The sequence below is a fragment of the Cytobacillus gottheilii genome (assembly GCF_900166665.1).
In the GTDB taxonomy this organism is placed as follows: domain Bacteria; phylum Bacillota; class Bacilli; order Bacillales; family Cytobacillaceae; genus Cytobacillus; species Cytobacillus gottheilii_A.
Window position 1 is genome coordinate 2,046,373 of sequence record NZ_LT800494.1, and the last position, 25,951, is coordinate 2,072,323.

At 37.3% G+C, this 25,951-nt stretch carries 28 protein-coding genes; 22 read left to right on the forward strand and 6 right to left on the reverse strand.

All coding sequences use genetic code 11. The features are described from left to right. Positions 1 to 189: 189 nt before the first annotated feature. The 6 genes from B7E07_RS10175 to B7E07_RS10195 all read left to right on the forward strand — a co-directional run bounded on the left by B7E07_RS10175 (position 190) and on the right by B7E07_RS10195 (position 5,821). Positions 190 to 1,677 (forward strand): lmo1851 family serine protease, encoded by a 1,488-nt coding sequence (locus tag B7E07_RS10175; protein ID WP_080845759.1) that lies wholly within the window; start codon positions 190 to 192, stop codon positions 1,675 to 1,677. Between the two features lie 218 nt (positions 1,678 to 1,895). After that, positions 1,896 to 2,813 (forward strand): LCP family protein, encoded by a 918-nt coding sequence (locus B7E07_RS10180; RefSeq protein WP_080845760.1) that lies wholly within the window; start codon positions 1,896 to 1,898, stop codon positions 2,811 to 2,813. A 553-nt stretch (positions 2,814 to 3,366) separates the two neighbouring features. Then, on the forward strand, positions 3,367 to 3,771 hold the full coding sequence (locus tag B7E07_RS10185) for a hypothetical protein (RefSeq protein ID WP_080845761.1): 405 nt from the start codon (positions 3,367 to 3,369) through the stop codon (positions 3,769 to 3,771). Beyond that, complete coding sequence (locus B7E07_RS10190) at positions 3,764 to 4,681, forward strand: CobW family GTP-binding protein (protein ID WP_080845762.1); 918 nt, start codon at positions 3,764 to 3,766, stop codon at positions 4,679 to 4,681. Before B7E07_RS10185 ends, B7E07_RS10190 begins: the two co-directional genes overlap by 8 nt. Before the next feature lie 33 nt (positions 4,682 to 4,714). Continuing rightward, positions 4,715 to 4,915: a DUF2188 domain-containing protein gene (locus B7E07_RS23705; protein ID WP_218970459.1), complete on the forward strand. Its 201-nt coding sequence runs from the start codon at positions 4,715 to 4,717 to the stop codon at positions 4,913 to 4,915. Between the two features lie 48 nt (positions 4,916 to 4,963). Beyond that, positions 4,964 to 5,821: a hypothetical protein gene (locus B7E07_RS10195; RefSeq protein WP_080845763.1), complete on the forward strand. Its 858-nt coding sequence runs from the start codon at positions 4,964 to 4,966 to the stop codon at positions 5,819 to 5,821. 31 nt (positions 5,822 to 5,852) lie between these two features. Here B7E07_RS10195 and B7E07_RS10200 read toward each other — a convergent pair whose 3' ends face one another. After that, a complete protein-coding gene (locus B7E07_RS10200) occupies positions 5,853 to 6,095 on the reverse strand; it encodes a DNA alkylation repair protein (RefSeq protein ID WP_080845764.1) in 243 nt (80 codons plus the stop codon). A gap of 335 nt (positions 6,096 to 6,430) precedes the next feature. Between B7E07_RS10200 and B7E07_RS10205 the strand changes: the two genes are divergently transcribed. The 5 genes from B7E07_RS10205 (at position 6,431) to B7E07_RS10225 (ending at position 11,170) form a co-directional block, all read left to right on the forward strand. Further along, positions 6,431 to 6,712 (forward strand): hypothetical protein, encoded by a 282-nt coding sequence (locus tag B7E07_RS10205; RefSeq protein WP_176215171.1) that lies wholly within the window; start codon positions 6,431 to 6,433, stop codon positions 6,710 to 6,712. 67 nt (positions 6,713 to 6,779) lie between these two features. Further along, positions 6,780 to 7,760, forward strand: coding sequence for a YncE family protein (locus B7E07_RS10210; protein WP_080845765.1), 981 nt, complete (start codon positions 6,780 to 6,782; stop codon positions 7,758 to 7,760). Continuing rightward, entirely contained in the window at positions 7,757 to 8,437 is a 681-nt protein-coding gene (locus B7E07_RS10215; protein ID WP_080845766.1) for a response regulator transcription factor, read from the forward strand. Before B7E07_RS10210 ends, B7E07_RS10215 begins: the two co-directional genes overlap by 4 nt. Then, entirely contained in the window at positions 8,434 to 9,828 is a 1,395-nt protein-coding gene (locus tag B7E07_RS10220; protein ID WP_080845767.1) for a sensor histidine kinase, read from the forward strand. Before B7E07_RS10215 ends, B7E07_RS10220 begins: the two co-directional genes overlap by 4 nt. A gap of 367 nt (positions 9,829 to 10,195) precedes the next feature. Further along, positions 10,196 to 11,170 carry a CAP domain-containing protein gene (locus tag B7E07_RS10225; protein ID WP_080845768.1) on the forward strand — a complete coding sequence of 325 codons (975 nt, stop codon included), beginning with the start codon at positions 10,196 to 10,198 and terminating at the stop codon, positions 11,168 to 11,170. Positions 11,171 to 11,609: 439 nt separating this feature from the next. Here the strand turns inward: B7E07_RS10225 and B7E07_RS10230 are convergent, their stop codons facing one another. After that, complete coding sequence (locus B7E07_RS10230) at positions 11,610 to 12,098, reverse strand: Hsp20/alpha crystallin family protein (protein ID WP_080845769.1); 489 nt, start codon at positions 12,096 to 12,098, stop codon at positions 11,610 to 11,612. A gap of 265 nt (positions 12,099 to 12,363) precedes the next feature. Here B7E07_RS10230 and B7E07_RS10235 point away from each other — a divergent pair, with 265 nt between their 5' ends. Continuing rightward, positions 12,364 to 13,137 (forward strand): SDR family oxidoreductase, encoded by a 774-nt coding sequence (locus B7E07_RS10235; RefSeq protein ID WP_080845770.1) that lies wholly within the window; start codon positions 12,364 to 12,366, stop codon positions 13,135 to 13,137. 147 nt (positions 13,138 to 13,284) lie between these two features. Beyond that, positions 13,285 to 13,443: a DUF2639 domain-containing protein gene (locus B7E07_RS10240; protein ID WP_080845771.1), complete on the forward strand. Its 159-nt coding sequence runs from the start codon at positions 13,285 to 13,287 to the stop codon at positions 13,441 to 13,443. 48 nt (positions 13,444 to 13,491) lie between these two features. Here the strand turns inward: B7E07_RS10240 and B7E07_RS10245 are convergent, their stop codons facing one another. The 3 genes from B7E07_RS10245 to B7E07_RS10255 form a co-directional block, all read right to left on the reverse strand. Beyond that, positions 13,492 to 14,055: a GNAT family N-acetyltransferase gene (locus B7E07_RS10245; protein ID WP_080845772.1), complete on the reverse strand. Its 564-nt coding sequence runs from the start codon at positions 14,053 to 14,055 to the stop codon at positions 13,492 to 13,494. 378 nt (positions 14,056 to 14,433) lie between these two features. Continuing rightward, positions 14,434 to 15,552 carry an amidohydrolase gene (locus B7E07_RS10250; protein WP_080845773.1) on the reverse strand — a complete coding sequence of 373 codons (1,119 nt, stop codon included), beginning with the start codon at positions 15,550 to 15,552 and terminating at the stop codon, positions 14,434 to 14,436. A 288-nt stretch (positions 15,553 to 15,840) separates the two neighbouring features. After that, positions 15,841 to 16,623: an undecaprenyl-diphosphate phosphatase gene (locus tag B7E07_RS10255; protein WP_257391430.1), complete on the reverse strand. Its 783-nt coding sequence runs from the start codon at positions 16,621 to 16,623 to the stop codon at positions 15,841 to 15,843. Between the two features lie 186 nt (positions 16,624 to 16,809). Between B7E07_RS10255 and B7E07_RS10260 the strand changes: the two genes are divergently transcribed. From B7E07_RS10260 to B7E07_RS10285, 6 genes are all read left to right on the forward strand, one after another. Continuing rightward, positions 16,810 to 17,151 (forward strand): DUF4870 domain-containing protein, encoded by a 342-nt coding sequence (locus tag B7E07_RS10260; RefSeq protein ID WP_080845775.1) that lies wholly within the window; start codon positions 16,810 to 16,812, stop codon positions 17,149 to 17,151. 214 nt (positions 17,152 to 17,365) lie between these two features. Continuing rightward, positions 17,366 to 17,569, forward strand: a complete 204-nt coding sequence (locus tag B7E07_RS10265) for a PLD nuclease N-terminal domain-containing protein (protein WP_080845776.1) — start codon at positions 17,366 to 17,368, stop codon at positions 17,567 to 17,569. Further along, positions 17,566 to 18,477: an ABC transporter ATP-binding protein gene (locus B7E07_RS10270; protein WP_176215172.1), complete on the forward strand. Its 912-nt coding sequence runs from the start codon at positions 17,566 to 17,568 to the stop codon at positions 18,475 to 18,477. The genes B7E07_RS10265 and B7E07_RS10270 overlap by 4 nt, the downstream gene beginning before the upstream one ends. Continuing rightward, the gene (locus B7E07_RS10275; RefSeq protein WP_080845778.1) at positions 18,474 to 19,250 is read left to right on the forward strand and encodes an ABC transporter permease; all 777 of its coding nucleotides are present in this window, start codon (positions 18,474 to 18,476) and stop codon (positions 19,248 to 19,250) included. Before B7E07_RS10270 ends, B7E07_RS10275 begins: the two co-directional genes overlap by 4 nt. Before the next feature lie 143 nt (positions 19,251 to 19,393). Then, complete coding sequence (locus B7E07_RS10280; RefSeq protein ID WP_139785614.1) at positions 19,394 to 20,188, forward strand: hypothetical protein; 795 nt, start codon at positions 19,394 to 19,396, stop codon at positions 20,186 to 20,188. Between the two features lie 106 nt (positions 20,189 to 20,294). Next, on the forward strand, positions 20,295 to 20,870 hold the full coding sequence (locus B7E07_RS10285) for a TlpA disulfide reductase family protein (protein ID WP_080845780.1): 576 nt from the start codon (positions 20,295 to 20,297) through the stop codon (positions 20,868 to 20,870). A 114-nt stretch (positions 20,871 to 20,984) separates the two neighbouring features. Here the strand turns inward: B7E07_RS10285 and B7E07_RS10290 are convergent, their stop codons facing one another. Next, a complete protein-coding gene (locus tag B7E07_RS10290) occupies positions 20,985 to 21,797 on the reverse strand; it encodes an EcsC family protein (RefSeq protein ID WP_080845781.1) in 813 nt (270 codons plus the stop codon). Between the two features lie 197 nt (positions 21,798 to 21,994). On the opposite strand from B7E07_RS10290, the gene B7E07_RS10295 reads away from it, so the two are divergent. From B7E07_RS10295 to dapF, 3 genes are all read left to right on the forward strand, one after another. Beyond that, positions 21,995 to 23,296, forward strand: a complete 1,302-nt coding sequence (locus B7E07_RS10295; RefSeq protein ID WP_080845782.1) for an NCS2 family permease — start codon at positions 21,995 to 21,997, stop codon at positions 23,294 to 23,296. 352 nt (positions 23,297 to 23,648) lie between these two features. Beyond that, positions 23,649 to 24,890: an EAL and HDOD domain-containing protein gene (locus B7E07_RS10300; protein ID WP_080845783.1), complete on the forward strand. Its 1,242-nt coding sequence runs from the start codon at positions 23,649 to 23,651 to the stop codon at positions 24,888 to 24,890. An 86-nt stretch (positions 24,891 to 24,976) separates the two neighbouring features. Then, positions 24,977 to 25,945 (forward strand): diaminopimelate epimerase, encoded by a 969-nt coding sequence (gene dapF / locus B7E07_RS10305; RefSeq protein ID WP_080845784.1) that lies wholly within the window; start codon positions 24,977 to 24,979, stop codon positions 25,943 to 25,945. The last annotated feature ends 6 nt before the right edge of the window (positions 25,946 to 25,951 follow it).

Here is a 25,951-nt window from a genome sequence, read left to right on the forward strand (position 1 = left end):
ATTCATGCAATAATAACGCTACAAGGATCATTCTGCCTGTAATGATTTTATTATCAAAATGTTAGATGATGGTGTATAATTTGTACAAGTTTTTATTACGTATTCTTTAGTGAATAAGTATGATTTTTTTGTTAATCACAGTGAAAAAATGGTATTCTATTCAAAAGAAGTTCGTTACCTAATGGTTATATGAAAGTGGTGAATGATTTGCAGGATGAGAATTTAAATCAAGATTCAACAGAAAAGCAATCAAGCTTTATCAAGATGAAAAAATTCCAATTTGTTATGCTTTTATTTTTAGTTGTATTTCTTTCTGCGGGGATAACAACTTTTGCTTTAGCATTTGGGGATGAAAAAGCAGTAAGTGTTGGAAATGAAACAAGCAGAAGTGAATTTGATAAATTATATACGGCTTTTGATACATTGAAAGATGGCTACTTTCAAGACGTAGAAGATCAAACGCTAATAAACGGTGCAATTAATGGAATGTTAGAGTCTTTGGATGATCCATATTCAGATTATATGGATGTGGAGGAAGCGAAAAACTTCCATGAGAGCATATCTTCCTCTTTTGAAGGAATTGGAGCAGAAATTACGGAACAGGAAGGTTCTATTGTCATTGTTTCACCTTTAAAGGGTTCTCCAGCAGAGAAGGCTGGATTAAAACCTAACGATATCGTATTATCAGTCGATGGAGAAAGTATTCAAGGAATGAGTTCAACCGAGGCAGTGCTGCTTATACGCGGTGAAAAAGGGTCGACAGTTGAGCTTTCGATCCAGCGGGCTGGCACAAACGAACCAATTACAATTCCAATTGTCCGCGATACGATTCCAATTGAAACGGTTTATGGAGAAATGATTGATGATGAAATCGCAAAAGTGCAGATTACATCGTTCTCAGAACAAACCGGTCAGGAATTAGTTGAAACATTAAACAACCTTCAAAATGAAGGAATGAAGGGACTAGTTCTGGATCTAAGACAGAATCCTGGCGGCTTATTGGATCAAGCGATCTTAATTTCAAGTTTATTTGTTCCTGAAGGGGAAATTTTATTCCAGATTGAAGATCGTGAAGGTAACCGAGAAGCAGTACAGTCGACTGCACAAGAAAATACTGATATGCCTTTAGTCGTTGTCATTGACCAAGGAAGTGCAAGTGCTTCAGAAATTTTAGCAGGTGCCGTTCAGGAATCTGCAGATATTCCGCTAGTTGGTCAAAAATCATTCGGAAAAGGCACAGTGCAGCGTGCACAAGATTTTACTGACGGATCGAATATGAAGTTTACGACTGAAAAATGGCTGACACCTGATGGCAACTGGATCCATACAAAAGGTATCCAGCCAGACTATGAAGTTGCTTTGCCGGATTATGCTTCATTGCCATATGTTAGTCCAGATCTTGAATTGAAGATATCCTCTTCTTCAACACAAGTTCAGTCTGCACAACAGATGCTGGCAGCACTAGACTTTGATCCAGGCAGAACGGACGGCTTTTTCGATGAAAAAACAGAAGCAGCCGTAAAACAATTTCAACAATCTGTTCAACTTGAAGAGACAGGCGTTCTAACTGGTCAAACGACACTGCTGCTGATGGAAGAGTTAAGAGCATTAATTGACAAAAACGATACGCAAATCTTAAAGGCAACTGAAATATTAAAAGAAAAACTAAATTCTTAATTTACTGCTCCTCACCATCAGGTGGGGAGTTTTTTTATCCAAACAGCCTTTTGAAAGTACAACATCATAAGTTGATTCTTCTTTAAATATTTTGTTTTTATCACTGGGGTTCTTATAGGTAAAAGGTTCGTTTTTAATAGATAGCGTATAGAAATCACTGTCCTGTATAACAATGGTAAAAGAAGGGTTTTATAAACGAACTTCAGAGGTGAGCTGTTATGAAAAAAAGAGTATGTCTCTTAATGATATTCACCATGGTGATTTTGTCAGGCTGCTTAAATGGCGATCATTTATCAGAAAAAGAATCAGAGCCTTTTCATTTTTCTTCAAATCATAAAAACTTTCTATTAATAGGAGTTGACAGCAGGGGAGAAGAAGAATCCCGTTCGGATGCAATCCTTGTTGCCCGCTATGAGCCGAAGGATAATACAATGAAGATTGTATCGCTCATGCGTGACAGCTATGTCAAAATTCCTGATTACCCTTTTGAATATAGTAAATTAAATCATGCTTATTATTTAGGGGGCAAAGAGTTATTAAAGGAAACCATTCAAGATAACTTTGGAATTGTTATTGATCATACTGCGGTCATTGATTTTAATGGATTTGCCAGTATGATGGATATTCTTGCTCCTGATGGTATAGAGGTTGAAGTGTCACAGCAGCTGATTGATGATATGGGGCTGGATGTGGCTCCCGGGAAACAAAAGCTTAATGGTGAACAGTTACTCTCTTATGTTCGCTTTCGCCATGATGCCAAAAGCGACTTTGGCAGGGTTGACCGTCAGAGAGAGGTGCTAGTTTCAATTAAAGACCAAGTGATGGAGCAATTTACAACTCCAGAAGGGCTTGTGAAATTTCCGGAAGTGCTCAATGAAGTCTTAAACTATGTGGATACAGATTTAAACTTTGAAGAAGCATTTTCAATTGGTGCTTCCTTTTTACTTAATCCAATTACAGAAGTTGAAACCTTAAGAGTTCCTGTAGCTGACAGTTACGAGAACAAAAGCTACAAGCATGCAGGGGCTGTACTGGAAATGAATCTGGAAGAAAACACAGAAGCTTTAAAACAATTTTTCAATGAGATTAAACAAGAAGAAATTATGAGACAAGAGCATAATGAAAAAGAAAATTGAACAATGGTGCAGGGAAGAAAACAAAAAAATGTAGGGATATCTGAATTTCGGATAGTAGAGTTCAAAAATATATGATACATCGAGTCTGGGACATAAGTATTTAACAGACCCAGAGAACCGAATGGTTAGGGAGTCACCTTTCTAATCATTCGGTTATTTATTTATGATTATAAAATACATTTTATTAACATGAGTGAAATGGAGCGGAGGACACTCGACTCCTGTGGGCAATAGAGGAAAAGGTGAGACCCCGCAGGAGCTTCCTCCCCACGGAAAGCGAGGGTCTGCAGTGCAATGGAACGGACTAGTTTAAATATCCAAAACCAAGATATATTGAATATTCTTATTTTAGAAAGAATAATTTCATTTTGTCCCAGCTTCTTTTTTATTGCTGCTAAAATTTTTTCTTCATTATAATGTCAGCTGGAATTTTCGATTTGTTATGTGCTTTTTTTATGAGATAAATTATTTGTAGGTCGCCGGCAAAACCTTTAAAATGATTATTTAGAGTCTCATAATAAAAAATGGATGTTTAGAATAATGAGGTGATTTCTTGAGGCAGATTGTTCAGCTTGATGGACACATTAGACAGGAAGTTGCTGAAATAGAATGCAAATGGGAAAAGGTTGCAAGAGAGTTTTCTGCTTACTATGATCAAAAGTTTTGCATGTTCAATGAAGAATTGATTATAGAAGTCATAAGAAACCAAAAAGGCAAACTAGCTGCACAAACAGATATTATTACGCCATATTATGAATCTTATTTAGAAATTGGTATAGAAAGTGAAGATGAATACTATCCGAACGCTTATATCCCTATTTGGAAATGCAAACAAGAGACATTTCAAAGAGTTGGTTATCTTACAAATCGTACAATAACAGAACTGGGCGAGATTCTACATGAAATGATAAAAGAAATGCTGGAAGATAGAGAGGGAAATGGAGATTACAATGAATAAAACAGAAATTTATATTCTATCAGGTTTCTTAGGGAGCGGGAAAACAACGCTGCTTAAGCAGCTGCTTCTAGAGGAAAAAGAGAAGGGAAGAAAAACAGCTGTCTTAATGAATGAGCTAGGAAAAGTATCGATTGATTCTGATGCTGTCGATACAGATGTCCCTTTAAAAGAGCTTCTTGATGGGTGTATTTGCTGCACCATCCAAGACAAGCTCGAGGCACAGCTTCAAGAACTTTTAGTTATGGAAAAACCAGAGGTCATCTATATTGAATCAACGGGTGCAGCTCATCCAATTGAAGTGCTGGATGGCATCCTGTCTCCTATTTTTGCCGATCAATTATGGGTAAAGGGCATTATCTCAGTCTTAGATGGTCAGCTTTGGTTAGAGAGAAGCAGTCTTAGCCCTCAAATCAGACAGCTGCTTGTTGAACAAGTTAAACATTCAGATTTGCTGCTTTTGAATAAAGCAGATCAGCTGACAGAAGCGCAGCAAGGTCAGCTGGTTTATGACGTGCAAGCAATAAATCCAAATGTGCTTGCCTTGTTGACCACATATTCAAAAGTACCAATGGAAAAGGTTCGAAACTTATCTGCCAGCAAAAGAGCAGAAAGTGAAACAGCTCATGTTAAGCAAGATTTAAATTTGGGCACGTTTGTTTATACGTTTAAAAGGTCTGTACACCGTGAAGGATTTATAAATTTTCTACAGAGTTTGCCTGATACAATATATAGAATAAAAGGATACATTCAATTCACCAATTCTCCGTATCCCGAGCTTTTCCAATATTCGTATGGGATGCCAATTTTTCTGCCTGAAAACATGAAGATGCCATTAAATATGGTGTTTATTGGTGAACAGATTGATTGGCAGGACATACAGTCTCAACTGGAGACTCTCTCTGCTGATTAATCTATATGAGGTTTTAATTCATATCAAAAGGGAATGACTTCAATAAAAGGAGTGGATCTCAGTATGCCGTGGAGCAAAAATGATTATCCTGATGCCATGAAAAACCTAGACCCTAAAGTAAGAAATAAAGCGATTGAAATTGCAAATGCATTGTTGGATGAAGATTATGAAGAAGGACGAGCTATTCCCATTGCCATCGATAAAGCCAAGGAATGGAAAGAAAACAGAGAATAACTAAATATATAACGAATAGTCTCTCTTATGTTTAGGGAGACTTTTAATATGAAAACAATATATAGGTTAACGTTCATACTGACAGTCATGTTGTTCTTTTTCCTGAATATCAAAATGCTGGAAGGAGTGGCATCTACTCACGGATTGGGCTATCATATTGAAATGCTTGAGTGGGACCAAGTTAATAAACAGCTCCCCAAATTCAGTAAATTTCATGTGTTGGATACAGAGTCGGGAAGAATGTTTGAAGTGCAAAGAAGAGCGGGTTCTCAACATGCAGATGTTCAACCGCTGACAGCAAAAGATACAAAAATAATGAAAGAAATTTATGATGGTCAATGGAGCTGGCGAAGAAGGTCCATTATTGTCATAACAAAAGACAGATGGATTGCAGCATCCATGCATGGCATGCCGCATGGAGCTGGTGCGTTGCCTAATAATTTTCCGGGGCATTTTTGTATTCATTTTTATGGAAGTACAACTCATCGTACGAATGAGATGGATTTATCACACAAATTAATGATCTTCAAAGCATCGGGCAGATTATATCCCTATTTAACATTTGCAGATGCCAAAGAAGTGATAAACTCTTATATAACAGGGTTAAAAGAACATGATGAACAGATTGCAGAGTTTATCTCTTTACAGAAAACAAATTGGAATAAGCTTTTTCCAAAGATTGAAAACGCTAAGGTATCCAGCGTTCAGCTTCCGGATGAAATCCACGATCAGTCAGAATTAGTACTTGAGGTACCAACGAAAATCGAATGGTATGTAAAGAATCATGGAAGGCAAGTATTTACCGGAAAGATCGTTCTTGTTCGATTTTCACCCGCTGGACCATGGAAAGTAAATTCTGTACAGTTTTTAGAAGATCATAACCATTTTAATGGAAACATAAACTAAAGAAATAAGCTTGAGAGACGATCTCTCAAGCTTATTTCTTCTCTCCAAATGCTATAAATGTTTTTTCATCTTCCACTAACCCACATGCCGCACACTGCACTTTATAATCTGGGCCTTTATACGGAATATGAAATGGTGATAGATTATTGGCTGAATATTCTTCTATTGTTTCACCAGACGCAGGATCCATTTTAACTGATTTGGAAACTTGTTCAATAATATTGAATCTGCTGCGATTTGTTTTACAGTTCGGACAACAATACGGTGCATTCATCTGATAAACCTCCTTTCTTACCCTATCTTTTTATAGAGCTCTTTTAGGATAATTTTTCTTTTTGAAAAAAAGTCTAGTTGATTGGAGCAGAAGATGCGAGACTCCTGCGAGAGGAGTGGAACAGGTGAGTCCCTACAGGAGCGTAAGCTAAGAGAATGCTCACTCCGCCCCGCGGAAAGCGGGCATCCTGGAGCGGAAATCAACTTCTACCTTTAAATCGAAATCAGCCTTTAAAAAAGATGTTGTGAGACAGCTCTCCTTATATTTTGCATTCCTTCTTTTATTTATGTGAAAATACTAAGAGGAAAGAAAAGAACGTAAAAGGGAGAATAGCGATGAATTACGAAAATTTATTGATTCAATACAGAAGTCTTTGGCAAAATCGTCAATTAACTGGAAGTGATCGTACTCCGGAAGAAGTGCTTAAGATGGCAATCCAACGCGAACTTTTAGATGAAAACGCACATCCCCGCGTACGCAAGTCAATATATGAAAAATTCTACTTTGCTATAAAGAGAATAAATGAGTCAAACTTAAAAGCAACAGACAAAGATGTGCTTATTACAATCCATATTACAATTTTGGATCAAATAAAATCTTACAACACAGATCAATAATAGTTCACAATTTACACACAAAAAAGGGTTATAGTAAATGCATATAGTTACAAAGGGGAATTGGGAGATGCCAGTAATCAAAGCCTTGTTTTTAGGTATTTCTTTGCTAGTCTTGCTAACATCGTGCAGCAATAATACATATGAGCCTATTCCAACTGATATTTCACTTGCGGCAACCGTCAATATTAAGGATATGTCTGTCACATTCATTGATGTAGATAAACGTAGCATTATAACAGAATGGCAGCTCGAAAAACCTTATACTGGAGGTCTTATTTTTCCAGATGGAGATTCTTTGTTATTGTATGGAAAAGAAGTGGAAACAGCAGATTTGTTTTCTTTAAAATCGGGTGAAAAAAAGGCGGGCTGGGAAACGGGTAAAGGAATTGTCAATGCCAGAGTTATAAATGATACGAAAGAAGTTGCTCTTGTGAATAAGAATGAAAACGTAGTGCAATTTTATACGTTTGATGGAGATAAACTGGCAGAAGCGGAAACAGATTCTTCTCCACTCTCCATTGTGGTAGGGGATGCAGACGAATTATTTGTAGTAAGTTCTAAAAATGAAACATTAACAAGAGTAAATGTACAAACGAAAAAAACAATTGGCAGTTATGCGATTCATGGTGCTGCGTCCGGTGCGCTTCTTTTAGAGCAGGAAAACCAGTTCTGGTTAGGTGGCCATGGTGAAGGGGCAACGATCGAAAAGAATATTCATGTGTATAATGCCGATGACGGAGAATTGATAAAAAAAATTGCTGCCCCTGTTATGCCGATTAATTTCCTCCAGTATGAGCAGTATGTATTTGTTCTAAGCCACGGATCGAGTCAGCTCTATAAGATGGATCTTGAGGGTAACATAATAGATACGGCTAGAGTTGGAGCAAACCCGTTTGAATTAGCTTTAACTTCAGCCGATGAACTCCTCGTTGCTGGCTATGACAGTAATGATTTGTATTTTATCGATCCTGAGAATTTAGAGGAAGAAGATATATTAGAAGTAGGAAATGGGCCATTTACTATTGTATTAAGGGTGAAGACAGAATGAGCAGCGTTAACGTATTAATCATTGATGATGAAGCCGATATGAGACATTTAACCGAAATGTATCTTGCGAATTCTGGATTTTTATGTGTGTCAGCCGGCAGCGGCAAGGAAGCCTATGAAGTAATGGAGAAACGAAAGATTGACTTAATTATTCTTGATATTATGATGCCTGGTGAGGATGGCTTTAAGGTTTGTGAGAACTTAAGAAAGAAATATGATACGCCCATTATCTTTTTATCCGCTAAAGGAGAAGAATGGGATAAAGTGAAAGCTCTGCAATTGGGCGGTGATGACTATATCGTGAAACCGCTGAGTCCAGGAGAGCTTGTTGCTAGAATGCATGCGGTTTTAAGAAGAACTGGACTTTCAAAGCAGGAATCCTCTCTGCATCAATTAGGAAAAATCAGTTTAGATAAAAAAGCCCGCAAAGTAATGGTTGATCATCGGACGGTCAATCTTACATTAAAGGAATTTGAGTTGCTTCTTTTTTTTATGGATCATCGAAATCAGGCTCTTTCAAGAGAACAGCTTCTGCAGCATGTATGGGGAATAGATTATGAAGGCAGCTTGAGAACAGTAGATACTCATGTAAAAACATTGAGGATGAAGCTGCAGGAGGGTGACTATATTGAAACAGTTTGGGGCGTAGGGTACAAGCTAGAGGTGCCTTCTGCATGAAGCACCTAACCAATACATTAGCAAAAAAACTATGGCTTACAGTTACAGCAGCCATTTTAATAACCATTCTCTATTCCTATTTTCTTTCTTATTTATTCTATGAAAAGCTTTATGTAGAAGATATTGAAAAATCCTTGCTTGATGAGGGTATGGCCCTTGCAAAAGACTATGAGGGAGGGCCATTAACGGAAGAGCTTAAGGAACAGGTTGAGTGGTATAACACGAAATCAGATTCAGAGGTTTTTATCGTCAGCAACCCTCGGGAGTTAAGTGCTTGTTTGCCTTTTGACATTGATTATGAATCCCTGATTGGTGAAGAAGAACGAGAAGAGCTTCTGCAGGGGAATCCGGTTTATAAAGAAGGATTTGAGGAACGCTTTGATCGAAACATTATGGGTGTCGTTATCCCTCTTTTGGACGATGATCGTTTAGAAGGAATTATTTATATTTATTTGCCGTTGGCCAAAATTACAGAAATTACGCAGGATTTTGCTTACCTTTGGATGATCGCTTCCTTTCTATTTTTAATTGTTGCATTAGGTTCAGGTGCATGGCTGGTCAAAAGACTAACAATGCCATTATTAGAAATTACGCAGGCTGCCGATTCAGTTTCAAAAGGGAATTATGGTGTTCATTTGAACATTCAATCGACGGATGAAATTGGTGAGCTTGCTTTTGCTTTTAATCATATGGCAGATTCAATTAGACGAGAAGATGAAAGGAAGAGAGACTTCCTCGCAAATGTATCCCATGAACTTCGGACTCCTATCTCATATGTAAAAGGCTATAGTGATGCATTAATGACAAATATGTTCACAACTGAGGAAGAGAGGATTAGATACTTAAGTCTTATCCACCGGGAATCTGGAAGGATGGAGAGACTAGTTGGTGATCTCTTAGATCTTTCGAAGCTGGAGACAGATGAATATCGATTAGAAATGATGCCTCTGCCTCTTGCTCAGTTAATTGAAGATGCTATTCAAAAATATGGGTCAACACTCAAAGAGAAAAAACTATCATTAATGAAGGATTTAGATCCGGAGGTCATTATTAATGGAGATGAAGGGCGAATCGAACAAGTAATCCAAAATATAATGGATAATGCGATCCGATATACAAATGAAGGCTGTATATCAATTTCACTATATAGTTCAAAGAATGGATGTTGTGTTGAAGTAACTGATACGGGGGCAGGAATCCCGGAAGAGGACCTTAAAAAAGTGAAGCAGCGTTTTTATCGAGTGAATAAGGCGCGAACCCGCACTGATGGTGGGACTGGTTTAGGACTGGCTATTGCAGAGAAGCTTGTGCAGTTACATGGCGGAGAACTGCAAATTACAAGCGAAGTGAATAAAGGTACAACCGTAAAAATAGCGCTTCCTTCCATTTAATAGGAAAAAGGCTTTAAGCTTGTCTTTAATCGGCAAGCTTTGTTACATAGGTGTAATAATCGTAACTCCAGATCTGGTCCTAAAAACCTGTCAATGCTCATTTCTTAGTATATAATTGGTATTCTCATACGTTCATTGCCAATTTAGTATAATAGAACCTTAGGATAATTAACCAGAAGAGTTTGAGAAAAACATAGATGGCTACTATGTTTTTCTCATTGCTTCAAATGAAAATCATCGTTTATGTTCTATCAATATACCTATTTGTTAAATCCTCCCTGAATTATTACGGAAAAACCCGTGGTATGATGATTCTGCAAGCAAGACAGCACAAAAAACTTTACAGATATCAGGGAGGAAACAATAGATGAATAAAAAAATGATTTTTTCAGTCGCAGCAGCAGCAACACTATTAATGTCAGCACCTGGGATCAATAAAGCAGATGCTGCTTCACCAGTACAAGCAAAAGTAGAAACAAAAGTGTATCACTATCAAACTAGTAACGTGAATTTTGAACAGATCAATAGCATTCTTCAAAAATATATGAAAAACTACTATAATTTAGATTTGAATGCATTGCTTCAAAAAACAGCAATTCAGCAGCAAGCTAAACAAGAAACCGTAGTAAAAACACCAGTACAAACTGAAAAGCCAAAAACAGAAGCACCGGCAAAAACACCAGTACAAACTGAAAAGCCAAAAACAGAAGCACCGGCAAAAACGCCAGTACAAACTGAAAAGCCAAAAACAGAAGCACCAGTAAAAGCACCAGTACAAACTGAAAAGCCAAAAGCAGAAACACCAGCAAAAGCACCAGTACAAACTGAAAAGCCAAAAGCAGAAACACCAGCAAAAGCACCAGTACAAACTGAAAAACCGAAAAAAGAAACAACTGCACCAGCAGCAAATACGCAAACAAAAGCTCCAGCTCAATCAAACACAACAACAGCAGCGAAATCTCAAGTATCTGCTTTCGAACAGCAAGTGCTTGATCTGACGAATGCTGAGCGTGCAAAATATGGTGTGCCTGCTCTGAAGCTTGATACTGAACTAAGCAAGGTTGCGCGTGAAAAGTCAAATGATATGAAAACTAGAGGTTACTTTGATCATAATAGCCCAACTTATGGTTCACCATTCGATATGATGAAGCAGTTTGGCATTACTTATAAAACTGCAGGTGAAAACATTGCTATGGGTCAGCGTTCTCCTCAGGAAGTAGTAACTGCATGGATGAACAGTGAGGGTCACCGTAAAAATATCTTAAACGCAAACTTTACACACCTTGGTGTAGGTCATGTTGCAGATGGCAACTACTGGACTCAAATGTTTATCGGTAAATAACAGCTAAATACTAGGCTTGGACAGTCGTATTTACCAAGACCATAGAAGAGGCTGGGACATCATATTTAACACACCAATAGAACCGAATGGTTAGGAAGTCATCTTTCTAATCATTCGGTTTTTTTATTTATGAATATAAAAATATATTTTATTAACATGAGTGAAATGGAGCGGAGGATCCTCGACTCCTGTGGGCAATAGAGGAAAGGGTCAGACCCCGCAGAAGCTTTGCTTCGAGGAAGCTCAGCTTGCTCCCCACGGAAAGCGAGGGTCCGTAGCGCAATGGAACGGACTTGTTTAAATTCCTAAAACAAAATGTTGAATATTCGTGTTTTAGAAATATTAATTTCGTTTGTCCCAGATTCCTTTTTCGTTATTTTAGAATATACCTAATTTTGGTTTTGTCTCAACCTCTATTTTCCCCTGCTTTCTGTACCCATTAAAGCTTTGTAAATTCGATCTCAGAAAACTGAGCATCAATATTTTTAGGTAATTTTATTTCAAGGATGCCATCTTGAAAGTTTGCTTTTGAACCTTTCCGTTTAACTATAGCAGGCAATGTGATGGTTGTTTTATCCTCAAAGGATGGAATGGCCTCAATTATCATTTGATTCGAAGTATGATATAACCTCATTTGATGCAGCCAGTCTTCGTCTTTAATAAAAACTTTTACATACACATCATCATGAGTCTCAAATACTGAAGTGTCCAGCTTTAATGATGCTTGCTCTTTTTTCGAACCGGCATTCTCATTACCGAAACCGCCAAAAAAATCATTAAAGTTTGGCATGCCATTTGATTGCTGGGGAAAAACATTTCCCATTATATTATGAACATATTGATTGATTTCTTCCGGTTTCATATTCTTTAAATCCTGGAAATTATTTTTCATTTCTTTATTAAAAGGAAATAAATTCCATGGAAACATTTAAATCATCCTTTCAAAGAAGCAAAAACTGTAAATCGTCTAGAGTACTTGTTTTTGCAGGCAAGTTTTCATCAAACACAGTAAAGCAATTATGATGAATTTACTTGATCTATACTTGATAATCTATGCATTTGTACCATTTTTTGTACGTCAAAACCCGTGATAATTTTTAAACTTTAACCGTTTTTGTTGCATATATAAGCTGTACTTACTAGTATAATGATAGTAGGTCTGTACAATAAAAAACAAAACGGGGTAATTATTTGTGGGAAAGAGAACAGCTTTAATTACAGGAGGAGCGACTGGAATCGGTAAGATGGCTGCAATTAAGCTCGCACAAGAAGGCATTAATCTCGTTATAAATTATCGTAACAGTCAGTACGAAGCTGAACAGCTTTGTCAGCACCTAACAACTGTATATAACACAGAGAATATTTGTATAAGGGGAGATATTGCCAACAGCAATGACTGTGAAATCCTGACCTCTCAAGCATTAAAAGAATTTAACTCAATTGATATTCTTGTTCACAATGCTGGTCCCTATATTCATGAAAGAAAAAAGATGACAGATTATTCATTAGAGGAGTGGAGATACTTAGTAGACGGCAACTTAAATGCTGTATTCTATCTATCGAAATTACTCATTCCGCAGATGAGAAACAATCAGTGGGGAAGAATAATCACCATTGGATTTGATCGTGCGGAAGCATCCTCTGGCTGGATCTATAGATCTGCTTTTGCTGCGAGTAAATCGGCTGTTGCGTCATTAACTAAAACAATAGCAATGGAAGAAGCAAAATACGGCATCACGGCAAATATGGTTTGTCCTGGAGATATAGTTGGCGATTGGAAAGAGAAAGAGATCGAAGACGCTATTTCTATAAAGGATGTGAACACGCCTGTTGGGAGACCTGGAACGGGCGAAGATATAGCAAGATGTATATGTTTTTTAGTTGAAGATAAGTCCAGCTTTATTACAGGAAGCATCATTCCAGTTACAGGCGGAAAAGATGTATTAGGGAAGATACATAGGTTATAATCGTCTATCAGCTTAATTGTTTGAAATATAGGATTTAGTAATAAAAATAAAAGTATTGGTAGTACTGATTCACATAAAAGCATAAGTCATGTTTTTCCCCTTCTTTCATATAGTATACGAATGAGTGAATGAGGGGAGAGATATAGCATGGCTTATCACGGCTCAAAAGGCTGGTATATCATGGAATTAAAAAAAAGAGGAATTCGTAAACACCCGATTGAAGCAAAGAAGCTTGAGCTATATAAAACGTTTGTGGTGCGTAAAATCTATTTAGACATGATTGCTAAATATGAAAAGAAAGATTAAATCAACAGAAAAAGCAGGCGAGTTAGGACTCAGCCTGCTTTTTTATATTTATGCTTCTAACAAATGAGAGCTATCATCAATAGCCGCAGTATTTGTTCTTAATACATGCAATGTATACAAATCTTTTGGAATTTCGTATAAATTATAAGTTGCGTCATTTGCATTTAATTGCTGTAATAATGATTTTCTTGTTTCATTTGCCTTAACAACATACGGCAGTTTTTCAGCAGCCTTCTGAGAGCGGATATTTTCCACCCGTATTCTCATATAGATCGTTTCAATGCCCAGCTCGTAAAATAATTCTTCAAAAAAGGCATCTTTCGCTAATTTATTATAGCCTTTTCCATGATACTCTTTTCCAAGCCAAGTGCCTAAAAATCCTGCATTTTCCTGAACATCAAAAAGATTGATTGTGCCAATTGGAGAACCCCACTCATCAAGAATGGTGCGTGATATAAGTTCACCGCGTTCTTCAGCTTCAATCGTTTGTTTCGTTAAAAATAAAAATTCATCATCAGAGTATGCTTTTTGGCGCACGAAAGGGAAGACATCTGGGTGCGTCATTAATTCGTACAAATCATGGCAATCTTGAAGATCGCGTTTCTTAAGCATGGGGGATCCCTCCAAACTGAGGACAGTCCTTCTCCACGTCAAATAGAGAATTCGGTCCACCCTCGAAATTTTTTGTAAAGTTGCTAAAAAATTTCGGGGTGGGAATCGAACCCACTAGAACCAGCTTAACTGGTGGCGCACCATTTGCCTTCCCTATATACTACTGCTTTTATTAAAAAACCAAAAAGTAAAATTGCTCCCTTTTAAAGATCATCGTCTCTGTATTTTCATTACTATCGTATAATACTAAAAAAAATTGAAAAAGGGAATAGGTTTTTTTCTTATTTTTTTCATCATTTTTTGGCATTTTTCAACAAATAAAATTTGTGGCTTTTTAGCAAAAAATGTTGCTTTCTAATAGGTGAGAAGGGCAAATAGTTAATGATAAATCATTTCACCGCTGATCATCGTCCAGATTGGTTTTGCAGAAAAATGAAAAGGATGGGAACTCCATAACACAAGATCTGCATCTTTTTTTGGTTCAATGCTGCCAAGCCGATGATCTATTCTTAAATTCCTGGCAGGTAAGATCGTTATTCCTTCTAAGGCTTTTTGTTCAGTTAGTCCTTCTCTGACGGCAACTGCAGCACAAACATTTAAATATTGAATTGGTGTGTAGGGATGGTCGGTTGTGATGGATACTTCAACCTGGCGATCTGCAAGCTCTTGATATGTTTTCCATGTTTTGTTTTTTAACTCAATCTTTGACCTTCTTGTTAGTGTTGGACCGACAGAAACTTTTAAACTCTGATTCTTGAGCTCATCTGCAATGAGATGTCCTTCTGTACAATGTTCAATACGCAAATCAAGATTAAATTCCTCCGCAAAACGCAACGCCGAAATAATATCATCTGCACGATGAGCATGTACCCTAACAGGTATTTCTCTTTTAAGCGCCTGAATGATTGGCCGAAGACGGATGTCTTCAGGATTGTCAGCGTAAAAAGCAGAATAAAAGGCTTCACGGAGCATTCCCATAATGCCCATTCTTGTTATAGACTCTTTATTACCATGGCTATGCATTCTTTTAGGATTTTCGCCTAATGCAACCTTTAGTCCTGCTGTTTCCTGAACAAGCATTTTTTGAATATTTTTGCCATGCGTTTTTATAACTGAGGTTGTACCTCCGATTACATTGGCACTTCCCGGCATAATATGGACGGTTGTTATCCCATATTTTATTGCATCAGAGAAGGCTGGATCTAGTGGGTAGACGCCATCCATAGCACGAATATGCGGAGTTAGAGGCTCAATGGTTTCATTTGCATCATTTCCTGCCCAGCCTGTGCCTTCATCATATAAACCTAAATGTGTGTGAACATCAATAAAACCTGGGAGCAGAGGTCGCTGTCCGCAGTCAATCACCTTACATGCTTCGGTAATAGGAATGTGAGGAGCAAGAATACTGATCGTCCCATCCTTAATATAAATATCCCCTAAAAAAGGCGGTGCTGTTATGGGATAAATAAGAGCACTCTTCAGTAATATATTTGACATTGTTTTTCATCCTTTTATACGATGGTTATGGTTCATTAACTAGTAAGGATAAGTCTAATCATTTTTATAAGAGGCTGGGACATAAGTATTTAACACAACCACAGAACCGAATGATTAAGGAGTGAACCTTTCTGATCATTCGGTTTTTTATTTGTTTAACATTTAATATTTCTAAACATGAGTGAAATGGAGCGCAGGTGGAACGGGCTTTTGTAAACACCTAAACCTTGAAAATGGACATTCGTGTTTTACAAATAGTAGTTTCGTTTTGTCCCAACCTCAAGGATATTAAAACACACCAGTGATCTGTAAGAGGACGACAATTAAACCTAATATCCAAACATATACCGCAAAGATCTTTAATGATTTTTTCTTTAGAAAATTAATCATCCATACAACAGCAAAATAGCCAAACAGAGCTGAGGATAGTGTAGCGACCAATAAACTGCCAAGAGAAACCGCTTCAATATGCCCATTGACCATATCACCAAATTTCATGACAATTCCGCCGGCAATAACAGGAATAGAAAGTAAAAAAGAAAAATAAGCTGCTGTTTCTCGATCAAGCTTTCGAAAAAGACCTGCGGCTATTGTAAGTCCGGAGCGGGATACAGCTGGGAAAATCGCTGCTGCCTGAAAGGAACCGATAAAAATGGCATCTCCATATGAAAGATCATGCATTTGTTTTGACCCTTTTTTAACAGAATCAGCCATCCATAAAATAAATCCGGTAAAGATAAACTCCCAGCCAATCGTAATGCCCGTTTTTGAGATGCTTTCGAATAAGTCATTAAAAGTGAGTCCGACAAGAACAGCAGGAATCGTACCAGTGACCAGAAGCATAGAAAGTTTCCCAAACGGTTTTTTGATAATTTGAAACAGCTCATCTTTATAGACCACAATAACAGCTAATAAAGTTCCAATATGAAGCATCGTATCTAAGAATAGCCCAGCTTCATCTAAGCCAAATAAATGTCTGCCTATATAAAGGTGTCCTGTGCTGGATATAGGGATAAATTCAGTCAGGCCCTGAATAATCCCCAATATAAAAGCTTCAATTTTTGATAGCAAATTCATCACCCTTTGTATGGTATAGGATCGTTTTTTTGAATAAGCATAGGGTATATCATCCTTATAAACATTTTATTCAGGTTGTCCTAATCAAGAACTTTAAAAAAATACAATGAAACTTTTAGAAGGCTGGTACGTAAAATAAGATAAGAGGAAAATAACGATTAAATGAATAGGAGCGTTAAAATGAATTTAGATAAAATGGGAAGTCCTTCTCAAGACGAGCGGTTAATCGCAGCCGCCATTTATGTGACGAGCTTTTTTTCAGCCTTTCTTGGACCGCTAATTATTTGGCTTTTAAAGAAGGATTCTTCTTCGTTCGTAGATCATCATGGTAGAGAGTATTTGAACTTCTTTATTTCTTACAGTGTTTATTCCATCATCAGTGTTGTATTAATGATCGTGTTAATTGGCTTTGTAACTATTTGGGTGATTGGCGTCTTAGCCTTTGTTTTCACTATTATTGCTGCCATCAAAGCCTTTGAAGGAAAAGGATACCGCATCCCACTAGTGTTTCGAATTTTATAATGCATAGCAGCCCCGGAGGGAATTCCTTCCGGGGCTTTTTCGTATTTTTAAAAGTTTTTATAGTTTGTAAAGATTTTTTGAACGATTTCTAAACTTATTCGTCTTATCTGTAAGGAATGGCTTCAGCCAATAGGAGGCACAAGCTGTTTGCCATTTTTACTGCTAAAGCTTGCTAATAAGCAAGAAAGAAAAATATAAAACTGGGAGGAACAGCATGGATGCTTTAAATGAAATCAATTGGGGGTTACTGCTGCCATTTTTTATTTTGCAAGCTATTCTTTTAATCCTTGCCCTTATTGATATTTTCAGGAATAAACAACTAAATGGCCCTAAATGGATGTGGATCCTTATTGTTCTTGTTGGCAATATTTTAGGTTCCGTTCTTTATTTTATATTTGGAAGGAGGCAAAATGGATGATCACATTGAGAGCTGAAAACTTAAAGAAGAAGTATTCAAAAAAGGAAGTCATAAAAGGAATTCAGTTTGATCTTCCGGCGAATACATGTATTGCTTTATTAGGGGCAAATGGTGCTGGAAAAACGACCGTTCTCCAAATGCTGGCTGGAATCATTCACCCAACTGAAGGGCAAATAATTGTAAAAGGATCAGCATCTATTAAAAAACGAAGAACTGCCATAGGGTATTTACCTCAAAATCCAGCCTTTTTTGATTGGATGACAGGTTTGGAATACCTCATATACAGTACTAGACTAACAGGTGCAACCAAAAAGGCTGCTTACGATAGAGCACTAAGTTTACTTGAAACTGTAGGTCTTGGTCATGCAGGCAACAACAGAATAGCTCAATATTCAGGGGGAATGCGCCAAAGGTTAGGGATCGCACAGGCGATTACGCATCAGCCGGATATATTGCTGCTCGATGAGCCGGTTTCCGCACTGGATCCGGTTGGAAGAAGAGAGGTTCTCACCCTATTTCAACAGCTAAAAAAACATACAACTGTGTTTTATTCTACACATATATTACATGATGCCGAGGAAGTCAGTGATGAAATTATCTTCCTTGATAGAGGGCAGATTGTAGAGGGAGGGTCACTGCAGTCTTTAAAGAAGAAATATAAGAAAAATAAACTATCAATTGTGTTTGAGGAAGATATTCAGAATGTTATGGCCCAATTACAATCTGCATTTCCAGACTTTAAAATGGAAAGTGAAGGACAAATGATTCATATTTTTTCAGAGGATTGTTATGCAGTACAGAAATTATTAATGAAGGAAGTATTAGCAAGAAATTGGCGGACGCTTAAATTTGAAATAAGCAGTACTAGTTTGGAAGAAATGTTTTTAAAGGTGGCTGATCAAAAGTGAAACAATGGCTACTATTTGCAGAAAAAGAATGGCTTGAAATGTGGAGGAGCTATAAATGGGTTTGGATGCCGATTGTCTTTATACTGATTGGTGTACAGCAGCCCCTATCACTCTATTTTTTGCCGGATATAATTAATTCTGCTGGAAATCTTCCTGAGGGAACAGTGATTGAAATTCCGACACCCTCTGCTGAAGAAGTGTTTGCAGCTTCTATTGGCCAGTATAATACTCTTGGCATCTTAACAGTTGTTCTGGCTTTTATGGGCATGATTTCAGCTGAACGGAAGAATGGAAGCGCAGGGATGATCCTGGTAAAACCAGTATCGAGATCAGCTTATATTTTAGCAAAATGGTTTAGTTCAGCAATGCTATTATTATGTTCAGTTTTGTGCGGTTATTTTGCCACATGGTATTATACAGGAAATTTATTTGCTTTTATTCCACTTAAGGATTTTATTGAGTCGCTCTCTTTATATAGCTTATGGCTGCTATTTATTTTATCGATCCTGTTGTTCTTTAATAGTATCTTTAAATCTCAGGGAATGATTGCGTTTATTGTCTTTGCTATTGTGATCATCATGAGTATGGTTAGCAGTGTGATGCCTGAAGGGTTATCCTGGAATCCATCCTTATTAAGCTCCTATTCAGGCTTAGTCCTGGAAAATGAACCATTTCCAAGCGGTTTTTACAGCGTTTTAACTATTACTGTTATTAGTACCTTTATTTTTATAAGTTCTTCGATATTTATCTTTTCAAAGAGAGAACTTGTATAAGCATTAGAAAAATGCCATTGTTCAAACCACAGTGAAATTTTATTTTTATATAATTTTCAGCAGATTCTATCATGAAAATAAAATGTTCATAATAGACTTACTAGAGCAGGAGATTGATAAGTCCAAAATAGTAGGTGAGTAAATTGAACATGCATATGTATTATAAACAAAAAGCGGTTATCGCATTAAATGCAGGAATAGCAGCGCTGATTCCGCCGGTATATTTTATAGTTTACGGTCTGATTGATCCGCTTCATAGATATTTCGTATGGCTTTTATGTCCATTTTTAGTGTATAGCTTTATTTGTTATCAGGTTTTTGTCATAAACAAGAAAAGATGTGAAGAAACGAAGAGTGTTATGGAAGAAGCAGCTGTGAGCCTTGAACAGGATGTTACCTCGATCGAAAAGCTCTTAATAACGTTTTTGCCTTCGCCTAATTTGCATATGCAGCTATATGATCACAACGGATATATGGCAGGGGAGCTAAGGGATATAAATCAGAAAGCGGTTCGATGGTTTATGCCATATTTTGCAGAAAGATTATTGACTAAAAAGTATGGGTTATATGATCATAGCGGCAGGTTGAACAGTACGATCCTGATTAAGAAAAATACAATTGAATTAATTGGCATGAAAGAAAATGCCGTTTTGCATTTTAAAAGCAAGCGAGGCAAAGGCTTTATTGAGTTTTTGGATTATAAACGCTCCAAAAGCTACTATCTGGAAAAATCACTGTTTCGTATGGATGCTAAAATCTTTATTAACTCATCAGCAGAATCGGCTGTTTTACAAAAAGGATATTTGCCGCTGTCATATCAATCATTTTTTAAAGACGCAAATACACCGCTATTGACATTTCATAAAGAGCTTGACCATATGGAAAAGCTAAGTGTGCTGGCAATTATCGCAGACTATTTATCTACATTAGATCATTAAGTTTTCAACAATAGCCTGCATGCTTCTTCACTTTTTTAAAATTTTGTGAAAACATATACGAGTGCTATAAACAGTGATATAATTGGCTTTGCATGAGGTGATTAGAGTGAAAAAGTTAGTGATCATTGTTATTGCAGTACTCGCTGTGATGTTCGTCATAGATGTTACGATCTTAAAAGACAAAGGGATAATCCCGATATCTTTTGGCGTAGAAAAATATGAAAAAATCGAAAATGTGAATGATTTAAAAATTGGCTTAGAAGCTGGTGATCTTGCTCCAGAAATAGAGCTGGTTGATATGGAAGGCAATGTTCAGAAACTTAGTGAGCTGCGAGGGCAAAAAGTGCTTTTAAATTTTTGGGCCAGCTGGTGCGGGCCATGTGAAATAGAGATGCCCCATATGGAAAAGCTTTATCAAAAATATAAGGATGAAGGCTTTACCGTTTTTGCGGTTAACATGAGTCAAAGTGAACGTAACGATGATGATGCTGAAAAATTTGTAAAAAAACATAAACTGACTTTCCCGATCCCTATGGATAGAGACGGAGTCGTAAGCAGGGACTATGATGTGGTTGGCTATCCGACATCCTATTTTATTGATTCAGATGGCGTAATCCGCCATATCGTTTTAGGTACCCTTGATGAAGAATATTTGGAGAATCAAATTTTAAAACTTCCTTAAAAATATCAGATGGCTATTAAGCCGGTCATGAAAAGAAGTGCCCGTCAGCAGAAAAAACAGAGGCTAAAGGGAACTAAAAAAGCAGCGGACACAGACTTGTCCGCTGCTTTTTATTTATTCCTCAATTACTTCTGTCACACTCTGCAACCGTTCCATAATCTTTCTTTTGCGGTAAAGCATCATTCCGGCTTCTGCGATATCATTAACAGCTGATCGGTTAATAAAGGCACCGAATAACAGGCCGGCAACAGGGATCATTTGAAAGAGTTTTTTCCAGCCGATTTGATCTCTATATGAAAAAACAACCTCACGCCAGCCTTGAAGCTCGGAAATAACTTCTCTATTAGCTGCAAGACTTGGGTTACTCATGTGTGTGATTTGATTTAAAATTGCTTTTTTGCCAACTATATCAGAAGAGACAAACTGAAGAATTTTTACAATAAACATTCTTTCCTGTTTGTCATTCGGATCATAACCATAGCATAGAGCAATATCCTGCAAGGTTTTTAATTGAATTCCAAGCAGAAGGGGAATATCAATTGATAGCGTGAAAATCCCGCCAAAACCAGTGCTTGCTCCTTGAACAGTGGCTATTCGTTTTCTGTTTCCTGAAAGCTTCGTTACAGGTTCATCCATTTCTGAGATGAATAAATGATCGACCTCTTCAAGTGAGGTTATCCCTTTATCAGGATAATACGATTTCAAGGACTTAATGGAGCTTAAATATTTGCCGCCGGATTGAATATAGCTCCCAAGTTCATCAAGGATCACTCCAACCTTATTTTGCAGAAATTGCGGTGTGAATTTATCAAGCAGCTTGAACGGGAGACGTCCTAATTTCTCCCAGAACCACAAATCAGACTGATCTTGTTCCCATGCTTTAATTTTTTCTAATTCCTCTTGTAAATGCTGTTTATTTTCAGTCAAATTTAGTTATTCCTCTCGTTTTTATTAACCTATATACGATTGAAAATGTAGAAAGTTTCATTTTCGTTTAGTATAAGCGGATTCGGTTATCCTATTGGCAGTTTACTCTTTTTTTGTTACAATATTAATTTGTGGCTCACCTGTTTCTGCAGGGAGAGCGGGTAGGGAGAGGGCTAATTGAATAGTTAGGTATTACAATGAACAAAGTGTTAAATAAGCTATTTGAGCTTAACAGCAATAATACTACTGTAAAAAGAGAGATTATGGCTGGATTCATTGGCTTTTTTACGATTGTGTATATTATTGCAGTCAATTCACTCATTCTTTCTGAAGCGGGAATACCGCTTGAGGCAGCCATTTTAGCAACTATTATCACTTCGGTTGTCGGATGTCTGATCATGGGTTTCTGGGCAAACGTTCCCATCTTGCTAGTTCCGGGAATGGGTATTAATGCATTGTTTTCATACACAATGGTACAGTCGATGGGACTTTCATGGCAAGAAGCACTAGCAGTGGTTTTTGTTTCTGGACTTATTTTTGCAGTGATTGCTTTTTCTCGATTTGCTTCAGCTTTAAGTTCAGCGATTCCTCAATCGCTTAAAGAAGCCATTACGGTAGGGTTAGGCTTGTTCCTCATGCTGATCGGCCTTGAAAAAGGCGGAATTGTTGTAAAAGGAACAAACTCATTGATCTCGCTTGGTCATCTGGGAGAACCCCATGTGCTGGCCACCGTTATAACCTTTTTGCTGGCATTGGTTCTTTTCATTCGCAACGTTCCGGGAAATTTCCTTATTACTGTTGTGGCAGGAACACTGATTGCTTGGTTATTTGGCACAATTGAATCTCAGGGTTCACAAAACGGCCATTTTGCTTTAAATGATTATTTCCAGGTGTTCGGAAGTATGTCCTTTGATAACATTCTTTCTATTACCTTCTGGATTGCCGTTTTTTCATTAACAATGGTTCTTGTTTTCGAAAATATCGGATTAGTGCACGGACATGTATCATTTATTAATCGAAATGATCGTTTTTCTCGTGCTTTTCAGGCGAATTCAGTTTCTGCTCTTTTATCAGGTGTATTTGGAACAAGCCCAACCGTTTCAACGGTCGAAAGTGCTGCAAGTATGGCGGCTGGCGGAAGAACTGGACTGACGACAGTGACAGCAGGCTTGCTCTTTTTAGCATCAGCATTTTTTATACCGGTTATTAAGCTCATTCCAAACAGTGCAATTGCACCAATTCTCATTATTATTGGCGGATTGATGCTGCAGAACATTCGTAATTTAGATATGAAGGATATGAGTGAAAGCTTTCCTGCATTATTCTTAATTGCTATGATTCCGTTTACGTATAGTATTGCAGATGGAATTGCAGTTGGGTTCATCTTGTATCCTATTCTAAAGATCGCGATTGGCAAAGCAAAGGAAGTATCCATTCCTCTCTATGTCATTGCTGCATTATTTCTCTTTAATTTTGTTTTTCATGTTATAGGTTCATAACAAAGATAGATATTGAATAATAAGAGAAAATGCTTGAAGCCATGTGACTTCAAGCATTTTTTTATGCATTTAATTTACTAAATGTGCGAATGTATACGAAGAAATTCCGTTTATTTAGGCAAATACCAGCATTGCAGATTGAAAAACGGAATAGGGGTACCGATACCCAATTCGGCAATATAGCTTAACTGAATACTTATGTCTCGGCTTCTTTGCATCCCCCGCTATGTCAAATATCATATGTAAATATTTCTAATTTCAAAATTCGGCAATTTTCGACAAAATTACACAATTTCTTGTAGTAAAATAATCCTAGTGCATTTGATCTGTGTTTGGTTGAGGGGGTAGTCAGATGGAGTTTTTTGTTGCAAGACAGCCGATATTAACGAGAGATGAAGAGGTTTTCGCTTATGAGCTTTTGTATAGGGGAGATCAGCTGAACGTGGAGGTTGATGGAGATCAAGCAACGGCTGACGTGGTTGTAAATGGTTTCTTGAATATTGGTATCGAAAAATTATCAGCAGGCAAGCCTTGTTTTGTTAATTTTACGGAAAAGCTCCTTGAACAAAGGCTGCCTCTGTTTTTTAACCGTAATGAACTCGTTGTTGAAATACTAGAATCAGTGCAGCCGTCAAAACAACTGATTGACACTTGTTTAGAACTAAAGCAGCTTGGCTATCGGATCGCATTGGATGACTTTGTGCTTGATGAAAGGAATAAATATAGCTTGCAGCTATTAAGAATCGTGGATATTTTAAAAATAGATATCTTGAACACATCGGAGGATGACCGTCTCAAAAGTGAGCTGGTAGCGAAAAAATTAAATATCTCTCTGCTGGCTGAAAAGGTTGAAACACGAGAAGCTTTTGAAGATGCAAAAAGTAGAGGTTATAACTATTTTCAAGGTTATTTCTTTTCTAAACCAGTTACAATTTCAACTCATGACGTACCTTCTTCCCTTCATTCTTATTATGAAATCATTCAAAGTATCTCTAAAGAAGATCCTAGTATAGACGAAGTGGCTGATTTGTTCGAAAGGGATATTTCCTTATCCTATAAGCTTCTGAAATTAATTAATTCACCTGCGTATCGACCAAAAAATCGGATCAATTCTATTAGGCAGGCAATTATGCTGTTAGGGTTAATTGAACTGGAAAAATGGGTCTATATTATGCTTGTCCGTGAAATGTCCTTTAAACCAGAAGAGATATCTAATGAAATCATTCATCTTTCGCTGGTCAGAGCTAAGATGTGTGAGGAGATACGTTTGCAGACAAAAGGATCCTTCTCCTCCTCAAGTTATTTTATTACTGGAATGTTCTCATTAATAGAATCTCTTGTTCATATTCCAATGACCGTTATTTTAAACGATCTTCCTTTAGATGAAGTAATTTGTGACGCGCTCAATGGAAAAGATAATCACTTAAAAAAGGTGCTCGATTTGGCCGAGGCTGTTGAAAGTGCGAATTGGGGTATACTCGATCAATTTTCGGTAGATTTAAACATAAATGAACATAATTTATTTAATATATATTCAGATGCTATTGAATGGTCTGAGTCGCTTTTGACGGTACATGACCCAATTTCCTCATGAAAAATAAGTTTAGTACACCTTTGCCATTGAACAAAGGTAAATTTTATGGCACTCTTTTTATAACTGCTTATTGAGGAGGATAATGTATGGAATTAAATATTATTAAGTGTCATGGCTCGGGAAATGACTTTTTTATCATAGATGAAATGGCGCATTCTTATGAATTAACAGATCAACAGCGAAGCAGCCTGGCAATCTTGCTGTGTAATCGGGAAACCGAGCTTGGTGCTGATGGGATTTTATTTGTGCAAATGAGTGAACATGCAGATGCATGCATGCGTGTGTTTAACTCTGATGGTTCAGAGGCTTCAATGTGCGGCAATGGCCTCCGTTGTGTAGCTCGCTATGTTTGTGAAAAGCTTTCTTTAAAAGAAGCAGTGATTGAAACAATGAAAGCCGATTTGCAGGTGAGTGTTCAGGATGATTTGCACGATGGGGTGCCGACTTATATGGTTGAAATTTCACCGATCTCCTTTAATGTCAAAGACCTTCCTTTACATATTGAAGAAAAAGAACTGATTCAGGGTAAGCTGCCTACCCTGTCTAAAGAACTCGCTTTTACAGCGTTAGCAGTGCCAAATCCGCATATTATTTCGGTTGTAAACAAGGAGCAGCTGCAATCTTCTATTCAAAAGAAATTAAGTGAGACTGTCAATGGTCCTAATGATTTATTCCCGGATGGAGTGAATGTGAGTTTTGTGCTCCCGTTGAGAAAGGGCGAAATTTATGTTCGTACCTTTGAACGCGGCGTTGGTTTTACTAATGCATGCGGTACGGCCATGTCTGCTTCTAGTCTTGTTACCTGCTTATTAGACTTGAACCAAAAGGAAGAAATCATACAAGTTTATAATAATGGAGGAAAGGTTAGATGTGTTGTGCATGAGGATCATATTGATTTAATCGGCAATGCATCATATGTGTTCAGCTGTTATGTAAAAGTTGATTTAGATGGCAGCGCTTTTCGGGTCACAAACAAACAGGAATATAATGAAGAAATAAATCGATATAAAGAACTGGAAAAGATAGCAGCATCTGTATTAGGAGAGTATCTGTAATATAAA

Coding starts and splice junctions, on each gene's coding strand:
- B7E07_RS10265 (WP_080845776.1), top strand. CDS start 17,366: ATGGATGCTTTAAATGAAATCAATTGGGGGTTACTGCTGCCATTTTTT.
- B7E07_RS10230 (WP_080845769.1), bottom strand. CDS start 12,098: ATGTTTCCATGGAATTTATTTCCTTTTAATAAAGAAATGAAAAATAAT.
- B7E07_RS10195 (WP_080845763.1), top strand. CDS start 4,964: ATGAAAACAATATATAGGTTAACGTTCATACTGACAGTCATGTTGTTC.
- dapF (WP_080845784.1), top strand. CDS start 24,977: ATGGAATTAAATATTATTAAGTGTCATGGCTCGGGAAATGACTTTTTT.
- B7E07_RS10215 (WP_080845766.1), top strand. CDS start 7,757: ATGAGCAGCGTTAACGTATTAATCATTGATGATGAAGCCGATATGAGA.
- B7E07_RS10180 (WP_080845760.1), top strand. CDS start 1,896: ATGAAAAAAAGAGTATGTCTCTTAATGATATTCACCATGGTGATTTTG.
- B7E07_RS10190 (WP_080845762.1), top strand. CDS start 3,764: ATGAATAAAACAGAAATTTATATTCTATCAGGTTTCTTAGGGAGCGGG.
- B7E07_RS23705 (WP_218970459.1), top strand. CDS start 4,715: ATGACTTCAATAAAAGGAGTGGATCTCAGTATGCCGTGGAGCAAAAAT.
- B7E07_RS10200 (WP_080845764.1), bottom strand. CDS start 6,095: ATGAATGCACCGTATTGTTGTCCGAACTGTAAAACAAATCGCAGCAGA.
- B7E07_RS10220 (WP_080845767.1), top strand. CDS start 8,434: ATGAAGCACCTAACCAATACATTAGCAAAAAAACTATGGCTTACAGTT.
- B7E07_RS10240 (WP_080845771.1), top strand. CDS start 13,285: ATGGCTTATCACGGCTCAAAAGGCTGGTATATCATGGAATTAAAAAAA.
- B7E07_RS10245 (WP_080845772.1), bottom strand. CDS start 14,055: ATGCTTAAGAAACGCGATCTTCAAGATTGCCATGATTTGTACGAATTA.
- B7E07_RS10270 (WP_176215172.1), top strand. CDS start 17,566: ATGATCACATTGAGAGCTGAAAACTTAAAGAAGAAGTATTCAAAAAAG.
- B7E07_RS10210 (WP_080845765.1), top strand. CDS start 6,780: ATGCCAGTAATCAAAGCCTTGTTTTTAGGTATTTCTTTGCTAGTCTTG.
- B7E07_RS10225 (WP_080845768.1), top strand. CDS start 10,196: ATGAATAAAAAAATGATTTTTTCAGTCGCAGCAGCAGCAACACTATTA.
- B7E07_RS10260 (WP_080845775.1), top strand. CDS start 16,810: ATGAATTTAGATAAAATGGGAAGTCCTTCTCAAGACGAGCGGTTAATC.
- B7E07_RS10295 (WP_080845782.1), top strand. CDS start 21,995: ATGAACAAAGTGTTAAATAAGCTATTTGAGCTTAACAGCAATAATACT.
- B7E07_RS10250 (WP_080845773.1), bottom strand. CDS start 15,552: ATGTCAAATATATTACTGAAGAGTGCTCTTATTTATCCCATAACAGCA.
- B7E07_RS10205 (WP_176215171.1), top strand. CDS start 6,431: ATGAATTACGAAAATTTATTGATTCAATACAGAAGTCTTTGGCAAAAT.
- B7E07_RS10300 (WP_080845783.1), top strand. CDS start 23,649: ATGGAGTTTTTTGTTGCAAGACAGCCGATATTAACGAGAGATGAAGAG.
- B7E07_RS10175 (WP_080845759.1), top strand. CDS start 190: ATGAAAGTGGTGAATGATTTGCAGGATGAGAATTTAAATCAAGATTCA.